23 protein-coding genes are annotated in these 21,198 nt (G+C 62.9%); 9 read left to right on the plus strand and 14 right to left on the minus strand.

Going from position 1 to position 21,198, the window contains the following annotated elements; all coding sequences use genetic code 11:
* Positions 1–249: 249 nt before the first annotated feature.
* Positions 250–1,497, plus strand: a complete 1,248-nt coding sequence (locus ACSVIK_RS19925; protein WP_442445953.1) for a DUF2254 domain-containing protein — start codon at positions 250–252, stop codon at positions 1,495–1,497.
* 60 nt (positions 1,498–1,557) lie between these two features.
* Here the strand turns inward: ACSVIK_RS19925 and cysN are convergent, their stop codons facing one another.
* The 4 genes from cysN to ACSVIK_RS19945 form a co-directional block, all read right to left on the minus strand.
* Positions 1,558–3,453: a sulfate adenylyltransferase subunit CysN gene (gene cysN, locus ACSVIK_RS19930; RefSeq protein WP_442445954.1), complete on the minus strand. Its 1,896-nt coding sequence runs from the start codon at positions 3,451–3,453 to the stop codon at positions 1,558–1,560.
* Between the two features lie 49 nt (positions 3,454–3,502).
* Positions 3,503–3,844, minus strand: coding sequence for a four helix bundle protein (locus ACSVIK_RS19935; RefSeq protein WP_442445955.1), 342 nt, complete (start codon positions 3,842–3,844; stop codon positions 3,503–3,505).
* A 48-nt stretch (positions 3,845–3,892) separates the two neighbouring features.
* Positions 3,893–4,810, minus strand: coding sequence for a sulfate adenylyltransferase subunit CysD (gene cysD, locus ACSVIK_RS19940; protein ID WP_442445956.1), 918 nt, complete (start codon positions 4,808–4,810; stop codon positions 3,893–3,895).
* Positions 4,811–4,941: 131 nt separating this feature from the next.
* Positions 4,942–5,700, minus strand: coding sequence for a Nif3-like dinuclear metal center hexameric protein (locus ACSVIK_RS19945; RefSeq protein ID WP_442445957.1), 759 nt, complete (start codon positions 5,698–5,700; stop codon positions 4,942–4,944).
* Positions 5,701–5,811: 111 nt separating this feature from the next.
* Here ACSVIK_RS19945 and algW point away from each other — a divergent pair, with 111 nt between their 5' ends.
* Both algW and ACSVIK_RS19955 read left to right on the plus strand, forming a co-directional pair.
* Positions 5,812–6,954: a Do family serine endopeptidase AlgW gene (gene algW / locus ACSVIK_RS19950; RefSeq protein ID WP_442445958.1), complete on the plus strand. Its 1,143-nt coding sequence runs from the start codon at positions 5,812–5,814 to the stop codon at positions 6,952–6,954.
* Between the two features lie 119 nt (positions 6,955–7,073).
* Positions 7,074–7,793 (plus strand): DUF4198 domain-containing protein, encoded by a 720-nt coding sequence (locus ACSVIK_RS19955; protein WP_442445959.1) that lies wholly within the window; start codon positions 7,074–7,076, stop codon positions 7,791–7,793.
* Positions 7,794–7,838: 45 nt separating this feature from the next.
* On the opposite strand, the gene hisC is transcribed toward ACSVIK_RS19955, so the two are convergent.
* From hisC to ACSVIK_RS20005, 10 genes are all read right to left on the minus strand, one after another.
* Positions 7,839–8,891: a histidinol-phosphate transaminase gene (gene hisC, locus ACSVIK_RS19960; protein ID WP_442445960.1), complete on the minus strand. Its 1,053-nt coding sequence runs from the start codon at positions 8,889–8,891 to the stop codon at positions 7,839–7,841.
* A gap of 100 nt (positions 8,892–8,991) precedes the next feature.
* The gene (gene hisD / locus ACSVIK_RS19965; protein ID WP_442445961.1) at positions 8,992–10,302 is read right to left on the minus strand and encodes a histidinol dehydrogenase; all 1,311 of its coding nucleotides are present in this window, start codon (positions 10,300–10,302) and stop codon (positions 8,992–8,994) included.
* Between the two features lie 125 nt (positions 10,303–10,427).
* A complete protein-coding gene (hisG, locus tag ACSVIK_RS19970; RefSeq protein ID WP_442445962.1) occupies positions 10,428–11,063 on the minus strand; it encodes an ATP phosphoribosyltransferase in 636 nt (211 codons plus the stop codon).
* 180 nt (positions 11,064–11,243) lie between these two features.
* Positions 11,244–12,509, minus strand: a complete 1,266-nt coding sequence (gene murA, locus ACSVIK_RS19975) for a UDP-N-acetylglucosamine 1-carboxyvinyltransferase (RefSeq protein ID WP_442445963.1) — start codon at positions 12,507–12,509, stop codon at positions 11,244–11,246.
* A gap of 22 nt (positions 12,510–12,531) precedes the next feature.
* Positions 12,532–12,771 carry a BolA family protein gene (locus tag ACSVIK_RS19980; RefSeq protein WP_220802712.1) on the minus strand — a complete coding sequence of 80 codons (240 nt, stop codon included), beginning with the start codon at positions 12,769–12,771 and terminating at the stop codon, positions 12,532–12,534.
* A gap of 125 nt (positions 12,772–12,896) precedes the next feature.
* Complete coding sequence (locus ACSVIK_RS19985; RefSeq protein ID WP_442445964.1) at positions 12,897–13,205, minus strand: STAS domain-containing protein; 309 nt, start codon at positions 13,203–13,205, stop codon at positions 12,897–12,899.
* Entirely contained in the window at positions 13,202–13,831 is a 630-nt protein-coding gene (locus ACSVIK_RS19990) for an MlaC/ttg2D family ABC transporter substrate-binding protein (RefSeq protein WP_442445965.1), read from the minus strand. Before ACSVIK_RS19990 ends, ACSVIK_RS19985 begins: the two co-directional genes overlap by 4 nt.
* Before the next feature lie 14 nt (positions 13,832–13,845).
* A complete protein-coding gene (gene mlaD / locus ACSVIK_RS19995) occupies positions 13,846–14,316 on the minus strand; it encodes an outer membrane lipid asymmetry maintenance protein MlaD (RefSeq protein ID WP_442445966.1) in 471 nt (156 codons plus the stop codon).
* The gene (gene mlaE / locus ACSVIK_RS20000) at positions 14,316–15,113 is read right to left on the minus strand and encodes a lipid asymmetry maintenance ABC transporter permease subunit MlaE (protein WP_442445967.1); all 798 of its coding nucleotides are present in this window, start codon (positions 15,111–15,113) and stop codon (positions 14,316–14,318) included. The genes mlaD and mlaE overlap by 1 nt, the downstream gene beginning before the upstream one ends.
* Positions 15,113–15,922: an ATP-binding cassette domain-containing protein gene (locus ACSVIK_RS20005; RefSeq protein WP_442445968.1), complete on the minus strand. Its 810-nt coding sequence runs from the start codon at positions 15,920–15,922 to the stop codon at positions 15,113–15,115. Before ACSVIK_RS20005 ends, mlaE begins: the two co-directional genes overlap by 1 nt.
* A gap of 241 nt (positions 15,923–16,163) precedes the next feature.
* Here ACSVIK_RS20005 and ACSVIK_RS20010 point away from each other — a divergent pair, with 241 nt between their 5' ends.
* The 6 genes from ACSVIK_RS20010 (at position 16,164) to ACSVIK_RS20035 (ending at position 21,115) form a co-directional block, all read left to right on the plus strand.
* Positions 16,164–17,138 (plus strand): KpsF/GutQ family sugar-phosphate isomerase, encoded by a 975-nt coding sequence (locus ACSVIK_RS20010; RefSeq protein ID WP_442445969.1) that lies wholly within the window; start codon positions 16,164–16,166, stop codon positions 17,136–17,138.
* Complete coding sequence (locus tag ACSVIK_RS20015; protein WP_442445970.1) at positions 17,138–17,659, plus strand: KdsC family phosphatase; 522 nt, start codon at positions 17,138–17,140, stop codon at positions 17,657–17,659. Before ACSVIK_RS20010 ends, ACSVIK_RS20015 begins: the two co-directional genes overlap by 1 nt.
* 8 nt (positions 17,660–17,667) lie before the next feature.
* The gene (gene lptC, locus ACSVIK_RS20020; RefSeq protein ID WP_442445971.1) at positions 17,668–18,234 is read left to right on the plus strand and encodes an LPS export ABC transporter periplasmic protein LptC; all 567 of its coding nucleotides are present in this window, start codon (positions 17,668–17,670) and stop codon (positions 18,232–18,234) included.
* A complete protein-coding gene (gene lptA / locus ACSVIK_RS20025; protein WP_442445972.1) occupies positions 18,221–18,760 on the plus strand; it encodes a lipopolysaccharide transport periplasmic protein LptA in 540 nt (179 codons plus the stop codon). Before lptC ends, lptA begins: the two co-directional genes overlap by 14 nt.
* Positions 18,760–19,485: an LPS export ABC transporter ATP-binding protein gene (gene lptB, locus ACSVIK_RS20030; protein WP_268178965.1), complete on the plus strand. Its 726-nt coding sequence runs from the start codon at positions 18,760–18,762 to the stop codon at positions 19,483–19,485. The genes lptA and lptB overlap by 1 nt, the downstream gene beginning before the upstream one ends.
* 136 nt (positions 19,486–19,621) lie before the next feature.
* Complete coding sequence (locus ACSVIK_RS20035; RefSeq protein ID WP_442445973.1) at positions 19,622–21,115, plus strand: RNA polymerase factor sigma-54; 1,494 nt, start codon at positions 19,622–19,624, stop codon at positions 21,113–21,115.
* Positions 21,116–21,198: the final 83 nt, after the last annotated feature.

Raw genomic sequence — 21,198 nt, forward strand, 5'->3', positions numbered from 1 at the left:
CCGGATGATCGGGCGGAGGGTTTTGGTTACTTTGCCCGCAAAGTGACTCGCCCGGGAGGGCGAAACCAAAAACATCAGCAAAAACGCGGCTATTCGGAACAAACACAAGAGCAACTAACACCGTATTGCCAGTCCGGTGTCAACCAGCTACTCCCCTGAAAGTGCGAAGAACCTTATTTTTGCCCCACACATGCTCTACCGGGCAAGGCCAGCTATGATCGGAAGCGTTTCCCTCCCCAAGGACATCTCATGTCGCGCTGGCAATGGCTCCTGACAAGACTGACCCGGCAGCTCTGGTTTCGCGCCACGCTGATCGGTGCACTGGGCATCGCCGCCGCAGCCCTGGCCACCCTCACCGAATACCTGTTGCCCTGGAGCTTGCCAACCACCATCGGCTCCGATGCGGTGGACGGCATTCTCAATATCATCGCCTCGAGCATGCTGGCGGTAACCACCTTCAGCCTCAGCGTGATGACCTCGGCCTACAGTGCCGCCACCAGCAACGTCACGCCGCGCGCGATCAAGCTGTTGATCGAGGACCGCCTGACACAGAACGTGCTGTCCAGCTTCATCGGCTCGTTCCTGTTCAGCATCGTCGGTATCGTCGTGCTCAAGACCGGCGCCTACGGTGACAAGGGGCGCTTCGTCCTGTTCATCGTGACCATCGCCGTGATCGCCCTGGTGGTGGTCAGCCTGCTGCGCTGGATCGATCACCTGACCCGCCTGGGCCGTGTTGGTGAGACTACCGAGCGGGTCGAGGCAGCGACTCAGCGCGCCATCGATTGGCGCTGCGCGAACCCCTATCTGGGTGGCAGGCCGGCGCCCGCCAACCAGGCCATCCCCGACAGCGCTCTGCAACTGGCCGCTGAAACGGTCGGCTATGTGCAGCATGTCGACATGGCAGCCCTGGCGGCGCAAGCCGATTGCCTGGACAGCGATATCCACCTGCTGGCAGAGCCTGGCACCTTCGTCTACCCCGATACGCCGCTGGCCTGGATCCCCAGCCCGTGCCAGGGCGACGAGGCCGAGCAGGCACTGAAATGCATCCGCGAGGCATTCACTATCGGCAAGGAACGCAGTTTCGAGCAGGATCCACGCTTCGGCCTGGCCGTACTCAGCGAAATCGCCTCCCGCGCCTTGTCACCGGCGGTCAACGATCCGGGCACGGCAATCGACGTGCTGGGCCGCCAGGCGCGCATTCTCTGCACCTGGGCACGGGATCAGAAAACCGATCAGGAACCACGCTTCCCGAGGGTCTGGGTGGAGGCGCTGCACACGCAGAGTCTGTTCGAGGATGCCTTCAATCCCATCGCCCGCGACGGCGCTGCCCTGATCGAGGTGCAGATGAAGTTGCGCAGAACCCTCCTGGCGCTCAGCCAGATGGGTGATACGGCTTTCCGCCAGGCCGCCTTCGAGCAGGCGCAGCGCGCCCTCGAGCGAGCCGAGCAGGCCATGGATCACGAAGCGGACAAGCAGCGTTTGCGCGAGATTCGTTGACCACCGGCAGATAGCACAACGCCGGGCATGAACCCGGCGTTGCAGAAGTGAAGCAAGCGGTTAGATGGCGCCGCGGCTGCGCAGCAACTCCAGCACCGCCTTGACGCCCTCCTCGACCGACTGCGTCTGGGTATCGATCACCAGATCGGCATCCAGCGGCACGTCGTAGGGGAAGCCCTCGCCCGGGATGTTGTCACCGCCGGCTGCATACAGGCCCTGCGGGTCGCGCTCGGCGCAAATCTGCGGCGACGCCTGAACGTAGACAGTGACCAGACGTTCGCTGCCGATCAGCGCCTTGGCCTGCTCACGCCCCTCGGCATCCGGAGCGACGAAGGCCGCCAGGGCGATCAAACCGGCCTCGTTGAACTGCCGCGCCACGTGCGCGGCACGGCGCCAGTTCTCGGCACGCCCGGCACGATCCTGCGGCAAGCCCTTGTTCAGGTCGTGACGCAGGTTTTGGCCATCGAGCACGTAAACGGCACGGCCCATGTCGAACAGCTTGCGCTCGACCGCATAGGCCAGGGTGCTCTTGCCGGCGCCGGACAGGCCGCTGAACAGCACGGTGGCCGGCTGCTGGCCGAAGCGCGAGGCGCGCTCCTCGGTGGACACGTGGGCCAGACGGCCATGCTGACCACCGCCATGGCCGACCGGGTCGGCGATGATCATGCCGGCACCGACGGTGCCATTGGTCAGGCGGTCGATGACGATGAAGGCACCCGTGGTGCGGTTGTGCTCGTAGCCATCGAGGGCAATCGAGGCATCCAGCGCCACCTTGACCCGGCCGATCTCGTTGAGCTTGAGCTCGCTGGCGGCGCCCTGCTCCAGGGTGTTGACGTCGACGCGATGGACGATGCTGGGGATCGAGCCCGGCACGTAGCTGGTGGCGCGCTTGATGTCGTATTTCTTGCCCGGCAGCATCGGCTCTTCGCCCATCCACACCAGCATGGCCTCGAAGCTGTCGGTGACCTGCGGGCGATTGTCGGCATGCACCAGCATGTCGCCACGGGAGACGTCGATCTCGTCTTCCAGGGTCAGGGTGATGGCCTGGCCCGGGCCGGCGTGCTCCAGCTCACCCTCGAAGGTGACGATGGACTTGACCCGGCTGCTCTTGCCCGAGGGCAGCGCCATCACCTCGTCGCCCTTGCGCACGATGCCGCTGGCCAGCGTGCCGGCGAAGCCACGGAAGTTGAGGTTGGGGCGGTTGACGTACTGCACCGGGAAGCGCAGGTCGTCGAAATTGCGGTCGCCGGAAACCTCGACGGTCTCGAGAATCTCCATCAGCGACTGGCCGGTGTACCAGGGCGAGCGCTCGGACTTGTTCACCACGTTGTCGCCCTTGAGCGCCGACATCGGCACGAACTCAAGGGTGGTCGGACGCAGGTCGATCTTTTCGGCGAAGGCCAGGTAGTCGGCCTTGATCTGCTCGAACACGCCCTGATCGAAGTCCTTGAGATCCATCTTGTTGACAGCGACGACGATGTGCTTGATGCCCAGCAAGGAGGTGATGAAGCTGTGGCGCTTGGTCTGGGTCTGCACGCCGTAGCGGGCGTCGATGAGAATGATGGCCAGATCGCAGGTGGAAGCGCCGGTGGCCATGTTGCGCGTGTACTGCTCATGGCCGGGGGTGTCGGCGATGATGAACTTGCGCTTGGCGGTGGAGAAGTAGCGGTAGGCCACGTCGATGGTGATGCCCTGCTCGCGCTCGGCCTGCAGACCATCGACCAGCAGCGCCAGGTCGATGTCGTCGCCGGTGGTGCCGACCTTCTTCGAGTCCTTGGTGATGGCCTCCAGGTGATCCTCGTAGATCATCTTGGAGTCGTGCAGCAGACGGCCGATCAGCGTGCTCTTGCCGTCGTCGACGTTGCCGCAAGTGAGAAAACGCAGCAGTTCCTTGCGTTCGTGCTGGGCCAGATAGGCGAGGATATCCTCGCTGATCAAATCGGATTGGTGACTCATTCTTCGTAGCTCCAAGCTGCAAGCTTCAAGCGGCAAGCCAAAGCGGTGGCTAACCTGAGATTCTGTTGATCAACCCGCTGAGCATTCTGGAAAGCTCTCGGGTTTCCTGTATCCACTGTGCTGCAAGCGAAGCGGGAACGTAGCCTATTTCACTGCCTATCATCAGTTGGGTTCGCAGTTCCGCACACGAGCCCTTGGCAATGCGCAGGTAGTGGCACTTTTCCTTGCCGCTACCTCGCTCCATTCCCTCGGCAATATTGCTGGGAATGGACAAGGCCGAACGCCCTAGCTGATCACGAAAGCCATAATCACGGCAGTCCTGAAGCCCTCGGTAGATCTGCACGGCCAGTGACTTCGACCGTTGCCAGACATCCAGTTTCTCGAAATCCATTTCGCCCGGCTCCATTCCGCTTGAAGCTTGTCGCTTGCAGCTTGTGGCTTAGAAATATCCCTGACGTTTTTTCTCTTCCATCGATCCGGCGGCATCGTGATCGATCACTCGGCCCTGACGTTCGGAAGTACGGGTCAGGAGCATCTCCTGGATGATGTCCGGCAGCGTGGTCGCAGTAGATTCCACGGCACCGGTCAGCGGGTAGCAGCCAAGGGTACGGAAGCGCACCATCTTCTTGGTGATGCTGGCCTTCTGCTCGGGCGTCAGGTGTTCGAGAATGCGCTCGTCGTCGATCATGATCAGCGCGCCGTTCATCTCGATCACTTCGCGCTCGGCGGCGAAGTACAGCGGCACGATGGGAATCTGCTCGAGGTAGATGTATTGCCAGATGTCCAGCTCGGTCCAGTTCGACAGCGGGAAGACGCGGATCGACTCGCCCTTCTTCACCTTGCCGTTGTAGACGTTCCACAGCTCAGGGCGCTGGTTCTTGGGATCCCAACGGTGCTTGCTGTCGCGGAAGGAATACACGCGCTCCTTGGCCCGCGACTTCTCCTCGTCGCGGCGCGCACCACCGAAGGCGGCATCGAAGCCGTACTTGTCCAGCGCCTGCTTGAGGCCTTCGGTCTTCATCACGTCGGTGTGCTTGGCACTGCCGTAGGTGAAGGGGTTCATGTCCTGCGCCACGCCATCGGGATTGATGTGGGTGATCAGGTCGAGGCCCATTTCACTGACCATCTTCTCGCGGAAGCGGTACATGTCCTGGAACTTCCAGCGGGTGTCGACGTGCAGCACCGGGAACGGCAGCTTGCCGGGGAAGAATGCCTTGCGGGCCAGGTGCAGCATCACGGCGGAATCCTTGCCGATGGAATAGAGCATCACCGGGTTGTCGAATTCGGCGGCCACTTCACGAATGATGTGGATGCTTTCCGCCTCTAGCTGCTTGAGATGGGTCAGTTTGTCGAGCATGGCTACTCACGGTTTGCTGTTATGGGCCGGCGGGCCGTGGACGAGCGGGCACTCTAACACAGCGTCTGCTTATAGCCAGGACGCTGGTTAGACCAAAAGGTTCTAGCGTTATATCGAGAGGAAAGCCCGAATCACACCGGGTTCGGGCAATCGATGAACAGGTGCTCGAGGGCGAAACGCCGGGCCAGGTATTCACCCAGCGCCTGCACGCCGTAACGCTCGGTGGCGTGATGGCCGGCAGCGATGAAGCTCATGCCATTCTCGCGGGCGCTGTGGAAGGTCTGCTCGGAAGCTTCGCCGGTGAGGTACAGGTCGACACCCGCGGCAATCGCCTGGTCGATATAGCCCTGACCGCCGCCAGTGCACCAGCCGACCCGGCGAATCGGCCCGTCGCCCTCGACCAGCAGCGGCTCACGACCCAATACCTGCTGCACGTGTCGGGCGAAGTCGGCGGCACTCATTGGCTCGGCCAGCGAACCGACCAGGCCTACGGTACGCGGGTTGTCCGGCTCCAGCGGGCCCTCGACGACGATGCCGAGCTGGCGCGCCAACTGCACGTTGTTGCCCACTTCGGAGTGCACGTCCAGCGGCTGGTGATAGGCCAGCAGGCTGATGTCATGGGCCAGCAACGCCTTGAGGCGTCGCTGCTTCATGCCGGTGATGCAGGGGTTCTCGCCCTTCCAGAAATAGCCATGGTGCACCAGCAATACGTCGGCCTCGGCCTCGATGGCCGCCTCGATCAGCGCCTGACTGGCGGTCACCCCGCTGACGATGCGCAGCACCTGGGGCCGCCCCTCGACTTGCAGGCCATTGGGGCAGTAATCACTGATGCGTGACGAATTGAGTAAACGGTCAGCTTCGCCAACCAAAGTAGACAAGGCAATGGCCATTAAGATTCCTCTCAAGCTATTGCGAGGCCGCTGCCTTATTGCGGCGTACCTCACTATAATGCGCCACCTTAAGGGGCGCCTCTAACCCCCGCAACCCTCAGGATTGTCTCGATGCCACAGGCACTGCGTTTTCTCGGCTGGCCCCTGCTGGTCGGCGTGCTCATCGCCCTGCTGCTGATTCAACGCTACCCGCAGTGGGTCGGCCTGCCCAGTACGGATGTGCAACTGTTGCAGGCACCTGCCTCCAAACGCGCGCAGGCAGGCCCGGTGTCCTATGCCGATGCCGTGGACATCGCCTCGCCCGCCGTGGCCAATCTGTACACCACCAAACTGGTGAGCAAGCCGAGCCATCCGCTGTTCGAGGATCCGGCCTTCCGTCGTTTCTTCGGCGACAACCTGCCCCGCCAACAGCGTATGGAATCGAGCCTGGGTTCGGCCGTACTGATGAGCAAGGAAGGTTATCTGCTGACCAACAACCATGTGGTCAGCGGTGCCGACGAGATAGTCGTGGCCCTCAAGGACGGTCGTGAAACCCACGCGCGCCTGGTCGGCAGCGACCCGGAAACCGATCTGGCGGTTCTCAAGATCGACCTCGACAATCTGCCTGCCATGACCCTGGGGCACTCGGACAACCTGCGCATCGGCGACGTCGCCCTGGCCATCGGCAACCCCTTCGGCGTCGGCCAGACCGTGACCATGGGCATCATCAGCGCCACCGGCCGTAACCAGTTGGGCCTCAACACCTACGAGGACTTCATCCAGACCGATGCTGCCATCAACCCGGGCAATTCCGGCGGCGCACTGGTGGACGCGCGTGGCAACCTGGTGGGCATCAACACCGCGATCTTCTCCAAGTCCGGCGGCTCGCAGGGCATCGGCTTCGCCATCCCGGTCAAGCTGGCGCTGGAAGTGATGCAGGCGATCATCGAGCACGGCCAGGTGATTCGTGGCTGGCTGGGCATCGAGGTGCAGCCACTGACCCCCGAGCTGGCCGAGTCCTTCGGCCTGGAAGGACGCCCCGGCATCGTGGTGGCCGGTCTTTACCGCGATGGCCCGGCGCAGAAGGCCGGGCTGCAACCCGGCGATCTGATCCTCAGCATCGACGGTCAGCCGGCAGGCGATGGACGCCGTTCGATGAACCAGGTCGCTCGCACCAAGCCAGGCGACAAGATCCGCATCGAAGTCCTGCGCAATGGCAAGACCCTCGACCTGACGGCCGAAATCGGCGTCCGCCCTCCCGCCAACGGTAATTGAGTCAACGCGACCTGACTTCAGCCAAGGTCGCTTGCAGTGCAAATGAAACGTTATTACATTTGCAGCCTTGCATCAGCCCGACCAGGAACTGATGCCCCGCCCTTATCTGGAGATTGTTCATGCGTCTGAGTACCTGCCTGCTGCTCACCGGCCTGTTCGCGTGCGGTAACGCCCTGGCCCACGGCCTGTGGACGGAACAGCGGCGCGGCAATATCGAAACGGTTTACGGGCATGGTGAAGAAGACAATGCCTTCGACGCCACGAAGATCAGCGGTGCCTGGGCCTACGACAGAAACGGCAAGATGATTCCGGTGACGGTCGAGCGCCTGGCCGACCATGCCCGCCTGCAACCGCTCAAGCCACCGGCGATCATGGCCGTGGCACTGGATAATGGCGCCTGGTCGAAGACCCCGGATGGCCAGTGGATCAACCAGGGGCGCAGCCAGGTGCCGAACTCCACGCAGTCGCTGCACACCTACAAGTACAGCCTGGCGATCTACAGCGAAGGCGCCAGGCTGCCGGACTTGAAACAACTGAAAATGGTCATCCTGCCGGAGCTGGATCCGCTGGAAGTCGGCCCAGGCAAGCCACTGCCGGTGCGCGTGCTGGTGGACGGCAAGCCCATGGCTGGCGTCAAGCTGGTGGGCGATTACCGGGGGGCGCCGGACGAGATCAGCGCCACCACCGATGCCGATGGCCGCGCCGAGGTGATAGTGCGCAATCAGGGGCTCAACATCATCGCCGCCGAGGTCGAGCTGCCGGTCAAGGGCGACGCCGATATAGAAACGCGCGGCCTGTTCGCCTCCCTGACCTTCGTTGGCCAGGGTCATCATCATTGATCGAGCGCTGCAGGCGCGACTTGGTGCGCGCCTGCAGCGAGCCGCTTACAAGCCTTGCAGGGCTTCCAGCAAGGCCTGGTTCTGCTCCGGCGTGCCGATGGTAATGCGCAGGAACTGAGCGATGCGCGCCTGCTTGAAGTGACGCACGATCACCCCTTGCTCGCGCAGGCCGGCCGCCAGGGTGGCCGCATCCTTGCCCGGGTGACGGGCGAAGACGAAATTGGCCGCCGACGGCAACACCTCGAAGCCCAACCCTTGCAAGCCAGCCACCACCGCTGCGCGGCTGTCGATCACCTGCTGGCAGGTATTCTCGAAGTAGGCGCGATCCTCGAACGCCGCCGCCGCACCGGCAATGGCGATGCGATCGAGCGGATAGGAGTTGAAGCTGTTCTTGATCCGCTCCAGCGCTTCGATCAGATCGGGGGGACCGACCGCGATACCGACGCGCAGCCCCGCCAGCGAGCGCGACTTGGACAAGGTCTGGGTGACCAGCAGGTTGGGGTACTGGCCGACCAGGGCGATGGCCGTCTGGCCACCGAAATCGACGTAAGCCTCATCCACCAGCACCACGGAATCCGGGCTGTTCTGCAATAGGCGCTCGATGGCGTCGAGCGCTAGCAAGCAGCCGGTCGGCGCATTGGGATTGGGGAAGATGATGCCGCCGTTGGGCCGAGCATAGTCCTCGACGCGAATCTGGAACTGCTCGTCCAGCGCCACCTGCTGGTATTCGATACCGTACAGGCCGCAATACACCGGATAGAAGCTGTAGCTGATATCCGGGAACAACAGCGGCGCGTCATGCTGGAACAAACCGTAGAAGGCATGCGCCAGTACCTCGTCGGAGCCGTTGCCGACGAATACCTGGCTGGTCTGCACGCCGTAATAGTCGGCCACCGCCTGCTTGAGGCGATCACCGTTGGGATCGGGGTACAGGCGCAGGTTGTCGTTGACCTCGGCCTGCATCGCCGCAATGGCCTTGGGCGACGGGCCGTAGGGGTTCTCGTTGGTGTTGAGCTTGACCAGCTTGCTCAGCTTGGGTTGCTCACCCGGTACGTAGGGCACCAGGTCTTTGACGAAGGGGCTCCAGAATTTGCTCATCTGCCCTTCTCTCCTCGAATGAGTGGCTTGGGGTGATGGGTCTCGCTGCGCTCGACCCATCCTGCGAAGCTGCTTGAAGCTTGTCGCTTGCAGCTTGCCGCTAGCTTTTTATGCGGTACTCGGCGCTACGGGCGTGCGCGGTCAGCGACTCGCCACGGGCCAGCACCGAGGCGCTCTTGCCCAGCTCCGACGAGCCATCCGGCGAGCAGAAGATGATCGACGAGCGCTTCTGGAAGTCGTATACCCCCAGCGGCGAGGAAAAGCGCGCGGTGCCGGAAGTGGGCAGCACGTGGTTGGGGCCGGCCACGTAGTCGCCCAGTGCTTCTGCGGTGTAACGGCCCATGAAGATGGCGCCGGCATGGCGAATCTCGGGCAGCCAGGCCTCCGGATCGGCCACCGACAGTTCCAGGTGCTCGGGGGCGATGCGGTTGGCCACCTCGATGGCCTGGGCCATGTCCGCCACCTGGATCAGCGCACCACGCCCCTCCAGCGAGGTGCGGATAATCTCGGCACGCTCCATGGTCGGCAGCAGCTTGGCGATGCTCTCGGCCACGCGATCGAGGAAGGCGGCATCCGGGCTGACCAGGATCGACTGGGCGTCCTCGTCGTGCTCGGCCTGAGAGAACAGATCCATGGCGATCCAGTCCGGATCGGTCTGGCCGTCACACACCACGAGAATCTCCGACGGGCCGGCGATCATGTCGATGCCCACCTTGCCGAACACATGACGCTTGGCAGTGGCGACGTAGATATTGCCGGGGCCGACGATCTTGTCCACCGGCGGCACGCTCTCGGTGCCATAGGCCAGCGCGGCCACGGCCTGGGCGCCACCGATGGTGAACACGCGGTCGACGCCGGCGATGGCGGCGGCAGCGAGAACGATCTCGTTGATCTCGCCACGCGGCGTCGGCACCACCATCACCACCTCGGGCACGCCAGCGACCTTGGCCGGAATGGCGTTCATCAGCACCGAGGACGGATAGGAGGCCTTGCCGCCCGGCACGTACAGGCCGGCGCGATCCAGCGGGGTAACCTTCTGCCCCAGCACCGTGCCATCGGCTTCGCTGTAGCGCCAGGAATCCTGCTTCTGCTTCTCGTGGTAGCTGCGCACGCGCTCGGCGGCGACTTCCAGCGCCTGGCGCTGTTCGGCGCTGATGCGGGTCAAGGCCAGCTCCAGACGCTCACGCGGCAAGATCAAGTCGGCCATGGAGGCGACCTCCAGGCCATCGAAACGCTGGGTGTATTCCACCAGGGCAGCATCGCCACGCTGGCGCACGGCCTGGATGATTTCCAGTACGCGCTGGTTGACGCCATCGTCGGACACACTCTCCCAGCTCAGCAGATGATCCAGGTGTCGGGCGAAGTCCTGGTCAGCGGCGTTGAGTCGGCGAACAGCAATGGGAGCGGTCATAGCGAAAGCCTCATTAAATGGCGGTTTCTCGGGCGCCCGTAATGTAGCAAGCCCACCGTGCGGGCACCCAAGAAAAATGGCTATGACACGGATAGGCTGCCGCGACCAGAGGTCGCGGTGAGGAATCAGCCTTGGTGTCGCGCCTCGATGGCGCCACGCAGGGTTTCGATCAGGGCCTGGATGCGCGCGTGCTGCATCTTCATCGAGGCCTTGTTGACGATCAGCCGCGAACTGATGGTAGCGATCAGCTCTTGCGGCTCCAGACCGTTGGCACGCAGGGTGTTGCCGGTGTCGACCACGTCGATGATCTTGTCGGCCAGCCCCACCAGCGGTGCCAGCTCCATCGAGCCGTACAGCTTGATGATGTCGACCTGACGGCCCTGCTCGGCATAGTAGCGCTTGGCGACGTTGACGAACTTGGTGGCCACGCGCAGACGCCCCTTGGGCTCCGGCGCGCCGACCTTGCCGGCGGTCATCAGCTTGCACTTGGCGATCTGCAGATCCAGCGGCTCGTAGATGCCCTGACCGCCGTACTCCATCAGCACGTCCTTGCCCGCGACGCCAAGGTCGGCAGCACCGTGCTCGACGTAGGTGGGCACATCGGTGGCCCGCACGATCAGCAGACGCACATCATCCTGAGTGGTGGGGATGATCAGCTTGCGGCTCTTGTCCGGGTTCTCGGTCGGTTCGATACCCGCCGCCGCCAGCAACGGCAGGGTGTCATCGAGAATGCGGCCTTTGGACAGGGCAATGGTCAGCATGGAACGGTTTCCTTGAGCGGAAGCGGCCGCGCCAAAATGGGTGGCCACATTACTTTCTGCGATCTCGCGAGCTAGAGTCATGCAAGGCAAAAACAGGCGAGGAAGCGCAGTTTACAAGTTGTAAATGAGCATTCCGAGCCTGTTTTTAACGCCGCAGGACCGACGCGCAGCAGATCGCCATCAGCCCGGAACGCGGCGGATCTTGGCGCCCAGCAACTGCAGTTTTTCCTCGATGCACTCGTAACCACGGTCGATATGGTAGATGCGGTCGATCAGCGTGTCGCCATCTGCCACCAGCGCAGCCAGCACCAGGCTCGCCGAAGCGCGCAGGTCGGTAGCCATCACGGGCGCACCCTTGAGTGCCTCGACACCGGTGACGACGGCGGTATTGCCCTCGACCAGGATGTTGGCGCCCATGCGCAGCATCTCGTAGACGTGCATGAAGCGGTTCTCGAACACCGTCTCGATGATGGTGCCGGTGCCTTCGGCCACCGCGTTCAGAGCGATGAACTGCGCCTGCATGTCGGTGGGGAATGCCGGGTAAGGCGCGGTACGCAGGTTGACGGCCTTGGGCCGCCTGCCCTTCATGTCCAGCTCGATCCAATCGGCACCGGTGGTGATTTCCGCACCCGCTTCCTGCAGCTTGGCCAGCACGGCCTCCAGGGTCGAAGGATCGGCGTCCTTGACCTTGACGCGACCGCCGGTGACGGCAGCGGCGACCAGGTAGGTGCCGGTTTCGATACGGTCGGGCATGACGTTGAAGCGCGCGCCATGCAGACGCTCGACGCCGTCGATGATGATGGTGTCGGTGCCAGCGCCCTGGATCTTCGCGCCCATGGCGATCAGGCAGTTGGCCAGGTCGACCACCTCAGGCTCGCGCGCGGCGTTTTCCAGCACGCTGCGGCCCTTGGCCAGGGTGGCGGCCATCATGATGTTCTCGGTGCCGGTGACGCTGACCACATCGAAGAAGAAGTGCGCGCCGCGCAGGCCGCCTTCCGGCGCCTTGGCCTTGATGTAGCCGCCTTCCACGTCGATCTTCGCGCCCATGGCTTCGAGGCCACGAATATGCAGGTCGACCGGACGCGAGCCGATGGCGCAACCGCCCGGCAGGGCCACCTCGGCCTCACCGAAACGGGCCACCATGGGGCCGAGCACCAGGATCGAGGCGCGCATGGTCTTGACCAACTCGTAAGGCGCGACCAGGGTCTTGATGGCGCGGGCGTCGACTTCCACCGCCAGCTTCTCGTCGATCACCGGCTCGATGCCCATGCGCCCGAACAGCTCGATCATGGTGGTGATGTCGTGCAGGTGCGGCAGGTTGCAGATGGTGACGGGCTCGTCACCCAGCAGGGTAGCGGCCAGGATCGGCAGCGCGGAGTTCTTCGCCCCGGAGATGCGAATTTCGCCATCGAGGCGCACGCCACCGGTAATGATCAGTTTGTCCATAGGAGTCTCGTCGCCCGCAGGCTCAGGAACGCGCGGCCCAGTCGGCCCGGCTGAAGAATTTCATGGTCACGGCGTGGATGCTGCCATCGGCGATCCAGGCGTTGAGATGGGCATAGATCTGCTGCTGGCGCTTGACCGGGCTGAGAGCGGCCAGCTCGTCGCTGATCAGGTTGAGCTGGAAGTTGCAGCCTTCGCCTTCCACTTCCACCTGGGTATTCGGGAGTTTTTCCTCTAGGAGGCTTTTCACTTCTGCAGCCTGCATGCTCGACCTCGATTGACGCAGTTGGGCCCTGGGCCCGCGGGTCGGCCATCATACAAAAAAGCCCCTCGCCTGCGAAGCCCGCATGATGCGCCAGCGACGGCAGGCCTGCCGACCCGTTCGCAGATTCAGGCCTGCAGCGGCAGCAGCTCCAGCAAGCCGCTGACCTCGGCCACCTCGCGCATGTCTTCGGGCAACTCGCTGATCACCAGCTCCCGTCCGGCTTGCCGCGCATCGCGCATGAAGGCCAGCAACAGGGCCAGGCCAACGCTGTTGGACTTGCTCACCGCACTGCAGTCGAGCTGCAGCCGGGCAGCGCCGCTGGCGAGGATCAGCCGACCGCCCTGCTCGCGCAGGGCCGGCCCACTGAGATGATCGATCACACCGCTGAGCGCGAGCTGCCCAGGGGCACGCTCGACGATCTCGGCGCGACTCACGATTGGCCCCGTGCCTGACGCGCCTTGGCCACGGTATCGGCCCAGGTATCGATGACCTTGTCCAGGTCGTTGCGATTGGCCTGCATGGATTGGGCGAACTGATCGCGGAACAGCTTGCCGACGTTGATGCCATTGATGATCACGTTGCGCAGCTTCCAGGTGCCATCCTCCGCGACCATGGTGTAGGACAACGGGTAGACCACGCCTTTGCCGTCACGGATTTCCATACCGACCGAAGTCCGCTGCGGATCCTCCGCGGCGCCTGGCAACACACGGATGTCCTGGTTGTCGTATTCGAGCAGGGCATTGCCGTAGAACTGCATCAGGCTGCGCTTGAAGTTTTCCTGGAATCGGCGCATCTGCTCCGGCGAGGCCTGGCGCGAATAGCGCACGGTCATCACCCCGCGGGAGATGCCTTCGACGTCCACCACCGGCCCGAGGATCTGGTTCAGCGCGTCATAGAAGCTGGACGGGTCGTTGCGGTATTGCTCCTTGTTGGCCTTGAGATCGGCCAGCAGGGTCTCGGTGGTCTGCTGCACCACCTCATGAGCGCTGGGCGCAGCGAACGCCAGCAGCGGCAATGCAGCCAGCATGGCCAGCAGAGAGTTACGCAGGGTCTTGAGCATGGTTTTGCCCCTCATCACTTGGCTTCGTCTTTATTGACCGAATTGAGCAGGAACTTGCCGATCAGATCCTCCAGCACCAGCGCCGACTGGGTGTCGTGGATGGTGCTGCCGTCCTTGAGCACGGCCTCCTCGCCACCCACGCTGATGCCGATGTATTTCTCACCGAGCAGGCCAGCGGTCAGGATCGAAGCGGTGGAATCGTCCGGTAGATTGTTGACCTGACTGTCGAGTTCCAGGGTGACACGCCCCATGTAACTGTCGTGATCCAGGTCGATCGCACTGACCTTGCCGATGGTCACGCCGGCCATGGTTACCTTGGCGCGCACCGTGAGCCCGGCGATGTTGTTGAAATAGGCGTAGACCTTGTAGGTATCGCCAGCGGCACCGACGCTCAGGCCACTGACACGCAGGGCAAGCAGCAGCAAGGCCAGCAGACCGGCCAGGAGGAACAGGCCGACACCAATCTCCAGCGTGCGGTTTTGCATCAGAAATCTCCAAACATCAAAGCGGTCAGAATGAAGTCCAGCCCGAGCACGGCCAGCGAGGCGTACACCACGGTACGCGTGGTGGCGCGGCTGATGCCTTCGGACGTGGGCTCGCAGTCGTAACCCTGGAACACGGCGATCCAGGTCACCACGAAAGCGAAAACGACGCTCTTGATCACACCATTGAGCACATCGTCGTAAAAGGAAACGCTGTTCTGCATATTGGCCCAGAACGAGCCCTCGTAGACGCCGAGCCAGTCCACGGCAACCATCGCCCCGCCCCAGATGCCCACCACGCAGAAGATCATGGCCAGCAGCGGCATGGAGATGAACCCCGCCCAAAGGCGTGGCGCGACGATGTACTTGAGTGGATCGACGCCGATCATCTCCAGGCTGGAGAGCTGTTCGGTGGACTTCATGTTGCCGATCTCGGCGGTCAAGGCCGAGCCGGCACGCCCAGCGAACAGCAGCGCCGTCACCACCGGGCCCAGCTCACGCAGCAGGGTCAGGGCGACCATCTGCCCTACCGCTTGCTCCGAACCATAGCTGACCAGGATGTTGTAGCCCTGCAGCGCCAGTACCATGCCGATGAAAACGCCTGACACGACGATGATCGCCAGCGACATCACGCCCACCGCGTAGAGCTGCTTGATCAGCAGTTGCAGGGGCTTGCCAGCCCGACTGCGACCGAACACGGCATGCCCGAGGAACAGCACCGAACGCCCCAGCGTGGCCACCACATCGATACCCGCACGGCCGAACAGGCGCACCCGTTCCAGCGGAGAAGTTCTACGCATCAAGGATTCCCCAGCAAGTCGTCGCGATAATCGGGTGCCGGATAATGGAAAGGCACCGGGCCATCCGGAATGCCCTTCATGAACTGGCGAATCCGCGGATTATCGGAATTCATCAGTTCATCCGGGGTGCCATGCCCGAGCACCTGGGCATCGCCGACCACATAGAGGTAATCGGCGATACTGGCCGTTTCCGCCAGATCATGGGACACCACTACACTGGTGATGCCCAGCGCATCGTTGAGCAGGCGGATCAGGCGCACCAGCACGCCCATGGCGATGGGATCCTGGCCGACGAACGGTTCGTCGTACAAAAGGATCTGCGGATCCAGAGCAATCGCCCGCGCCAGGGCCACCCGCCGCTTCATGCCGCCGGACAGCTCGTCCGGCATCAGTTCGACGGCACCGCGCAAACCGACCGCCTGCAGTTTCAGCAGGACGATGTCACGAATCATCTCTTCCGGCAGTTTGGTGTGTACGCGCAACGGAAAGGCCACGTTCTCGAACACATCGAGATCGGTGAACAACGCACCACTCTGAAACAGCACACCCATCTGCTTGCGCATGTCGAACAGCTCGTCGCGCGACAGCTTGGGCAGACTGACCCCGGCGACCCGCACGTCACCGGCGGACGGGCGCAGCTCGGCGGCGATCAGGCGCAGCAGCGTGGTCTTGCCACAGCCGGACGGCCCCATGATGCCGGTGACCTTGCCACGCGGAATGCGGATGTCCACCTTGTCGAAAATGGCCCGCGAACCACGCTGGAAGCTGACGCCCTGCAGCTCGATCGCGTAATCGTGTTCGGCGCTCATCTGAACTCCTTGAGAATCAAGCCTTCCTGGCAGACGCCACCTCCCATGCTCGGAGACACAACTGCTGGATGGCCGAAATGGCCGCGGACTATAGCATTTGCTGCCCCTACGGCCCAGAGTACGGATTTGTAACGTTCAGATTCATGACAGCTTTGCGAGCCAGTTTGCGAATTGGAAAAGGTGAGCACGTCATCCTTTATCGGTATAATCCCCGCCTTTTCACCCGAAGCAGCCGCCGTACATGAGCCAACGCCCCGATCTGATCGAAACCGCCCGCCGCACCATCCGCATGGAAATCGAAGCCGTGCAGGATCTGCTGCCACGCCTCGACGCCAGCTTCGTCAAGGCCTGCGAGATGATCCTCGACTGCAAGGGGCGCGTGGTCGTGGTCGGTATGGGCAAGTCCGGGCACATCGGCAACAAGATCGCCGCGACCCTGGCCAGCACCGGCACCGCCGCCTTCTTCGTCCACCCAGCCGAAGCCAGCCACGGCGACATGGGCATGATCACCAAGGACGACATCGTCCTGGCCCTGTCCAACTCCGGCACCACCGCCGAAATCGTCACCCTGCTGCCGTTGATCAAACGCTTGGGCATCCGCATGATCAGCATGACCGGCAACCCGGAATCACCGCTGGCCAAGGCCGCCGAGGCCAATCTCGACGCCCGCGTGGCGCAGGAAGCCTGCCCGCTCAACCTGGCCCCCACCTCCTCTACCACCGCCAGCCTGGTGCTGGGCGATGCTCTGGCCATCGCCCTGCTGGAAGCGCGCGGCTTCACCGCCGAGGACTTCGCCTTCTCCCATCCCGGCGGCGCCCTGGGTCGACGCCTGCTGCTCAAGGTGGAGAACGTCATGCATGGCGGCGATACCCTGCCCCAGGTGCAACGCGGTACCAGCCTGCGCGATGCCCTGCTGGAAATGACCCAGAAGGGCCTGGGCATGACCGCCGTGCTGGAGCGCGATGGCCGCCTGGCCGGTATCTTCACCGACGGTGACCTGCGCCGCGCCCTGGACAAGGGCATCGACGTACGCCAGGCGCTGATCGACGAGGTTATGACCCCGCACGGCAAGACCGTACATGGCGAAATGCTCGCCGCAGAAGCCCTGAAAATCATGGAAGACAACAAGATCAGCGCCCTGGTGGTGGTCGATGCAGAAGACCGCCCGGTGGGCGCCTTCAACCTCGGCGACCTGCTGCGCGCAGGAGTGATGTGATGAATACCTTGCTGCAACGTGCCCGCGCCGTGAAACTGGCCGTGTTCGATGTCGATGGCGTGCTCACCGATGGCCGCCTGTACTTCCTCGAAGACGGCAGCGAGTTCAAGACCTTCAACACCCTCGACGGCCATGGCATCAAGATGCTCATGGCCGCCGGTGTGCGCACCGCCATCATCAGCGGGCGCAAGACCCCGGTGGTGGAGCGGCGTGCCAACAACCTCGGTATCCAGCATCTGTTCCAGGGCCGCGAGGACAAGCTTGTGGTACTCGACGGTCTGCTCGCCGAACTCGGCCTAAACTATGAACAGGTCGCCTATCTGGGCGACGACCTGCCGGATCTACCGGTCATGCGCCGCGTTGGCCTGGGCATGGCCGTGGCCAGCGCCGACGGCTTCGTCCGCCAGCACGCCCATGGCGTGACCCAGGCGCGTGGCGGCGAAGGGGCCGTGCGCGAATTCTGCGAACTGATCATGCGTGCCCAGGGCACGCTGGACGCGGCGCAAGCCGCTTACCTGTAGGGCACGACATGCCACGCAAAGCGCTCAACCTGCTGATATTCGCCTTGATCGCCGTACTCGTCGGCGCGCTCGGCTACTGGAACATCGCTCCGGAAACCAGCCGCACGCCGCAACAGGCGGACAGCGACGAGACCATCGACTTCTACGCCATCGGCGCGCACACCGTGCAGTTCCAGGACGATGGCAAGCTGCACTACCGCATGACCGCCGACAAGCTCGAGCACGTCAAGAGCACCGACATCACCCAGGTGCAAAACCCCAAACTGGATCTGTACCGCGGCACCAACCTGCCGTGGAAGGTCACCAGCCAGCGCGCCGAGGTGTCCCCCGGCGGCAAAGAGGTGGAACTGATCGACGACGTGCGCATTGCCCGTACCGACGCCAAGAACCGCCCCACCATCATCACCAGTAGCCGCATGACCGTAATTCCTGACAAGGAATATGCGCAGACCGAGCAAGCCGTTAGAATCGTCGCGGCCAACGGGGTGACCACGGCACAAGGAATGAAAGCGTACTTGAATGACGGCAGGATGCTCCTGCTGTCCAACGTAAGAGGCCAGCATGAGGTTCGTTAACACCCTCCCCCTGATTCTCAGCCTCGGCGCCGCATTGGGAAGCGCGGCTGCCTGGGCTCTGCCCTCCGATCGCGACCAGCCGATCCGCATCCAGGCCGATACCGCCGAACTGGATGACAAGCAGGGCGTGGCGGTCTATCGCGGCGACGTGATCATCACTCAGGGTACCCTGAAGATCACTGGCGACACCGTGACCATCACCCAGACCGCCAGCGGCGACATCGACGTGTTCACCTCGGTGGGCAACCTCGCCTACTACGAGCAGAAGCCCGCCGTGGACAAGGAAATCGTCAAGGCCTACGGCAAGACCATCCAGTACTTCGCCAGCAACGAACGCATCGTGCTGATCGACCAGGCCAAGGTGATCCAGGAAGGCAATACCTTCGAGGGCGAGAAGATCGTCTACGACACCCGCCGCCAGATCGTCAACGCAGGACGCGCCACCGGCAACAACGTCAGCGTGCCGCGTCCGCGCATCGACATGGTCATCCAACCCAAGAACAAACCCGCGGATCAACAGCAGTAATGGCCATTCTCAAAGCCCAACACCTGGCCAAGAGCTACAAGGGCCGCCAGGTCGTACGCGACGTCAGCCTGAACATCGAGAGCGGCCAGATCGTCGGCCTGCTCGGCCCCAACGGTGCCGGCAAGACCACCTGCTTCTACATGATCGTCGGCCTGGTGCAGGCCGACCAGGGACGTGTGCTGATCGACGACCTCGACGTCAGCCACCAGCCCATGCATGGTCGTGCCCGCGCTGGTATCGGCTACCTGCCGCAGGAAGCCTCGATCTTCCGCAAGCTGTCGGTGGCCGACAACATCATGGCCATCCTCGAAACGCGCAAGGATCTCGACCGCGCCGGGCGCCAGGCGGAGCTGGAGAACCTGCTGCAGGAATTCCACATCCACCACATCTCGGGCAACCTGGGCATGAGCCTGTCCGGTGGTGAACGGCGTCGCGTGGAAATCGCCCGCGCCCTGGCCACCAACCCCAAGTTCATCCTGCTCGACGAACCCTTCGCCGGTGTCGACCCGATCTCGGTGGGGGACATCAAACAGATCATCCATCACCTCAAGACCAAGGGTATCGGCATTCTCATCACCGATCACAACGTACGCGAGACCCTGGACATCTGCGAAACGGCCTACATCGTCAACGATGGCCAACTGATTGCCGAAGGCGACGCCGAGACCATCCTCGCCAACCAGACGGTGAAAGAGGTTTATCTGGGCCACGAGTTCCGTCTGTAAAACATCCATATTTAGATGACGGAAATAGGACAGCCCCTAGGCAAGGACGAGATTTTCAGGCATATAATTTGCTTCCTGGCGGCGCTTCGGCGCCCTGATGTGGAAGGCGTAACTCGCCGGTAAATTAAGGTCTGCAATGAAACCATCGCTAGTCCTCAAGATGGGCCAGCAGCTGACGATGACCCCGCAGCTGCAACAGGCCATCCGCCTCCTCCAACTGTCTACCCTGGATCTGCAGCAGGAAATTCAGGAGGCGCTGGAATCCAACCCCATGCTCGAGCGCCAGGAAGACGGCGACGACTTCGACAACAGCGACCCGATGGCCGACGGTGCGGAAAGCGCCGCACCCGCTCAAGCCAAGGAAGACAGCTTCCAGGAAACCACACCGAGCGTGGACAACCTCGAAGATGGCGAGTGGAACGAGCGCATCCCCAACGAGCTGCCGGTCGATACCGCCTGGGAAGACATCTACCAGACCAGCGCCAGCAGCCTGCCGAGCAACGACGATGACGAGTGGGACTTCACCACCCGTACCTCCAGCGGCGAGAGCCTGCACAGCCATCTGCTCTGGCAACTGAACCTGGCGCCGATGTCGGACAAGGATCGACTGATCGCCGCCACCCTGATCGACTGCATCAACAACGATGGCTACCTCGAAGAAACCCTCGAGGAAGTGACCGAGTCCTTCGACCCCGAACTGGATATCGAACTGGATGAAGTCGCAGTGGTACTGCACCGCATCCAGCAGTTCGAGCCGGCCGGCATCGGCGCCCGCGACCTGCGCGAGTGCCTGCTGTTGCAACTGCGCCAGCTCCCCGCCAGCACGCCCTGGCTGAGCGATACCCAACGCCTGGTCAGCGAGCACCTGGAACTGCTCGGCAGCCGCGATTACGCCCAGCTCATGCGCCGCACCAAGCTCAAGGAAGACGAGCTCAAGCAGGTCATCGAACTGATCCAGCGCCTCAACCCGCGCCCCGGTTCGCAGATCGAATCCAGCGAGCCGGAATACGTGGTGCCGGACGTCATCGTGCGCAAGCACAACGGCCGCTGGCTGGTGGAACTGAACCAGGAAGCCATGCCGCGCCTGCGCGTCAACGCGCAGTACGCCGGCTTCGTCAAACGCGCCGACTCCAGCGCCGACAACACCTTCATGCGCAACCAGTTGCAGGAGGCGCGCTGGTTCATCAAGAGCCTGCAGAGCCGCAACGAGACCCTGATGAAGGTGGCCACGCAGATCGTCGAGCACCAACGCGGCTTTCTCGACTATGGCGACGAGGCCATGAAGCCCCTGGTGCTGCACGACATCGCCGAGGCGGTGGGCATGCACGAGTCGACCATCTCGCGCGTAACCACGCAGAAATTCATGCATACCCCGCGTGGCATTTACGAGCTGAAATACTTCTTCTCCAGCCACGTCAGCACCTCCGAAGGCGGCGAATGCTCGTCGACGGCGATCCGCGCCATCATCAAGAAACTGGTGGCCGCGGAAAACGCGAAAAAGCCGTTGAGCGACAGCAAGATCGCTGGTTTACTGGAGGCACAAGGCATCCAAGTCGCCCGTCGCACGGTGGCCAAGTACCGCGAATCCCTCGGTATCGCCCCCTCCAGCGAACGCAAGCGACTGATGTAAGCAAGATCGACTGTTCGCCCATGGCGAGCGGGCCACAGTGTTCCGGTGGTGGGCCTCAAGTCAGGCCCATCTCTTACACAAGG

Source organism: Pseudomonas sp. NCHU5216, from assembly GCF_052156495.1.
Classification (GTDB): Bacteria; Pseudomonadota; Gammaproteobacteria; order Pseudomonadales; family Pseudomonadaceae; genus Aquipseudomonas.

Coding starts and splice junctions, on each gene's coding strand:
- ACSVIK_RS19925 (WP_442445953.1), top strand. CDS start 250: ATGTCGCGCTGGCAATGGCTCCTGACAAGACTGACCCGGCAGCTCTGG.
- ACSVIK_RS20005 (WP_442445968.1), bottom strand. CDS start 15,922: ATGAGCGCCGAACACGATTACGCGATCGAGCTGCAGGGCGTCAGCTTC.
- hisD (WP_442445961.1), bottom strand. CDS start 10,302: ATGACCGCTCCCATTGCTGTTCGCCGACTCAACGCCGCTGACCAGGAC.
- ACSVIK_RS20010 (WP_442445969.1), top strand. CDS start 16,164: ATGAGCCAACGCCCCGATCTGATCGAAACCGCCCGCCGCACCATCCGC.
- hisG (WP_442445962.1), bottom strand. CDS start 11,063: ATGCTGACCATTGCCCTGTCCAAAGGCCGCATTCTCGATGACACCCTG.
- cysD (WP_442445956.1), bottom strand. CDS start 4,810: ATGCTCGACAAACTGACCCATCTCAAGCAGCTAGAGGCGGAAAGCATC.
- ACSVIK_RS20015 (WP_442445970.1), top strand. CDS start 17,138: ATGAATACCTTGCTGCAACGTGCCCGCGCCGTGAAACTGGCCGTGTTC.
- algW (WP_442445958.1), top strand. CDS start 5,812: ATGCCACAGGCACTGCGTTTTCTCGGCTGGCCCCTGCTGGTCGGCGTG.
- ACSVIK_RS20035 (WP_442445973.1), top strand. CDS start 19,622: ATGAAACCATCGCTAGTCCTCAAGATGGGCCAGCAGCTGACGATGACC.
- cysN (WP_442445954.1), bottom strand. CDS start 3,453: ATGAGTCACCAATCCGATTTGATCAGCGAGGATATCCTCGCCTATCTG.
- ACSVIK_RS19990 (WP_442445965.1), bottom strand. CDS start 13,831: ATGCTCAAGACCCTGCGTAACTCTCTGCTGGCCATGCTGGCTGCATTG.
- ACSVIK_RS19945 (WP_442445957.1), bottom strand. CDS start 5,700: ATGGCCATTGCCTTGTCTACTTTGGTTGGCGAAGCTGACCGTTTACTC.
- lptC (WP_442445971.1), top strand. CDS start 17,668: ATGCCACGCAAAGCGCTCAACCTGCTGATATTCGCCTTGATCGCCGTA.
- hisC (WP_442445960.1), bottom strand. CDS start 8,891: ATGAGCAAATTCTGGAGCCCCTTCGTCAAAGACCTGGTGCCCTACGTA.
- mlaD (WP_442445966.1), bottom strand. CDS start 14,316: ATGCAAAACCGCACGCTGGAGATTGGTGTCGGCCTGTTCCTCCTGGCC.
- ACSVIK_RS19935 (WP_442445955.1), bottom strand. CDS start 3,844: ATGGATTTCGAGAAACTGGATGTCTGGCAACGGTCGAAGTCACTGGCC.
- mlaE (WP_442445967.1), bottom strand. CDS start 15,113: ATGCGTAGAACTTCTCCGCTGGAACGGGTGCGCCTGTTCGGCCGTGCG.
- ACSVIK_RS19955 (WP_442445959.1), top strand. CDS start 7,074: ATGCGTCTGAGTACCTGCCTGCTGCTCACCGGCCTGTTCGCGTGCGGT.
- lptB (WP_268178965.1), top strand. CDS start 18,760: ATGGCCATTCTCAAAGCCCAACACCTGGCCAAGAGCTACAAGGGCCGC.
- lptA (WP_442445972.1), top strand. CDS start 18,221: ATGAGGTTCGTTAACACCCTCCCCCTGATTCTCAGCCTCGGCGCCGCA.
- ACSVIK_RS19980 (WP_220802712.1), bottom strand. CDS start 12,771: ATGCAGGCTGCAGAAGTGAAAAGCCTCCTAGAGGAAAAACTCCCGAAT.
- murA (WP_442445963.1), bottom strand. CDS start 12,509: ATGGACAAACTGATCATTACCGGTGGCGTGCGCCTCGATGGCGAAATT.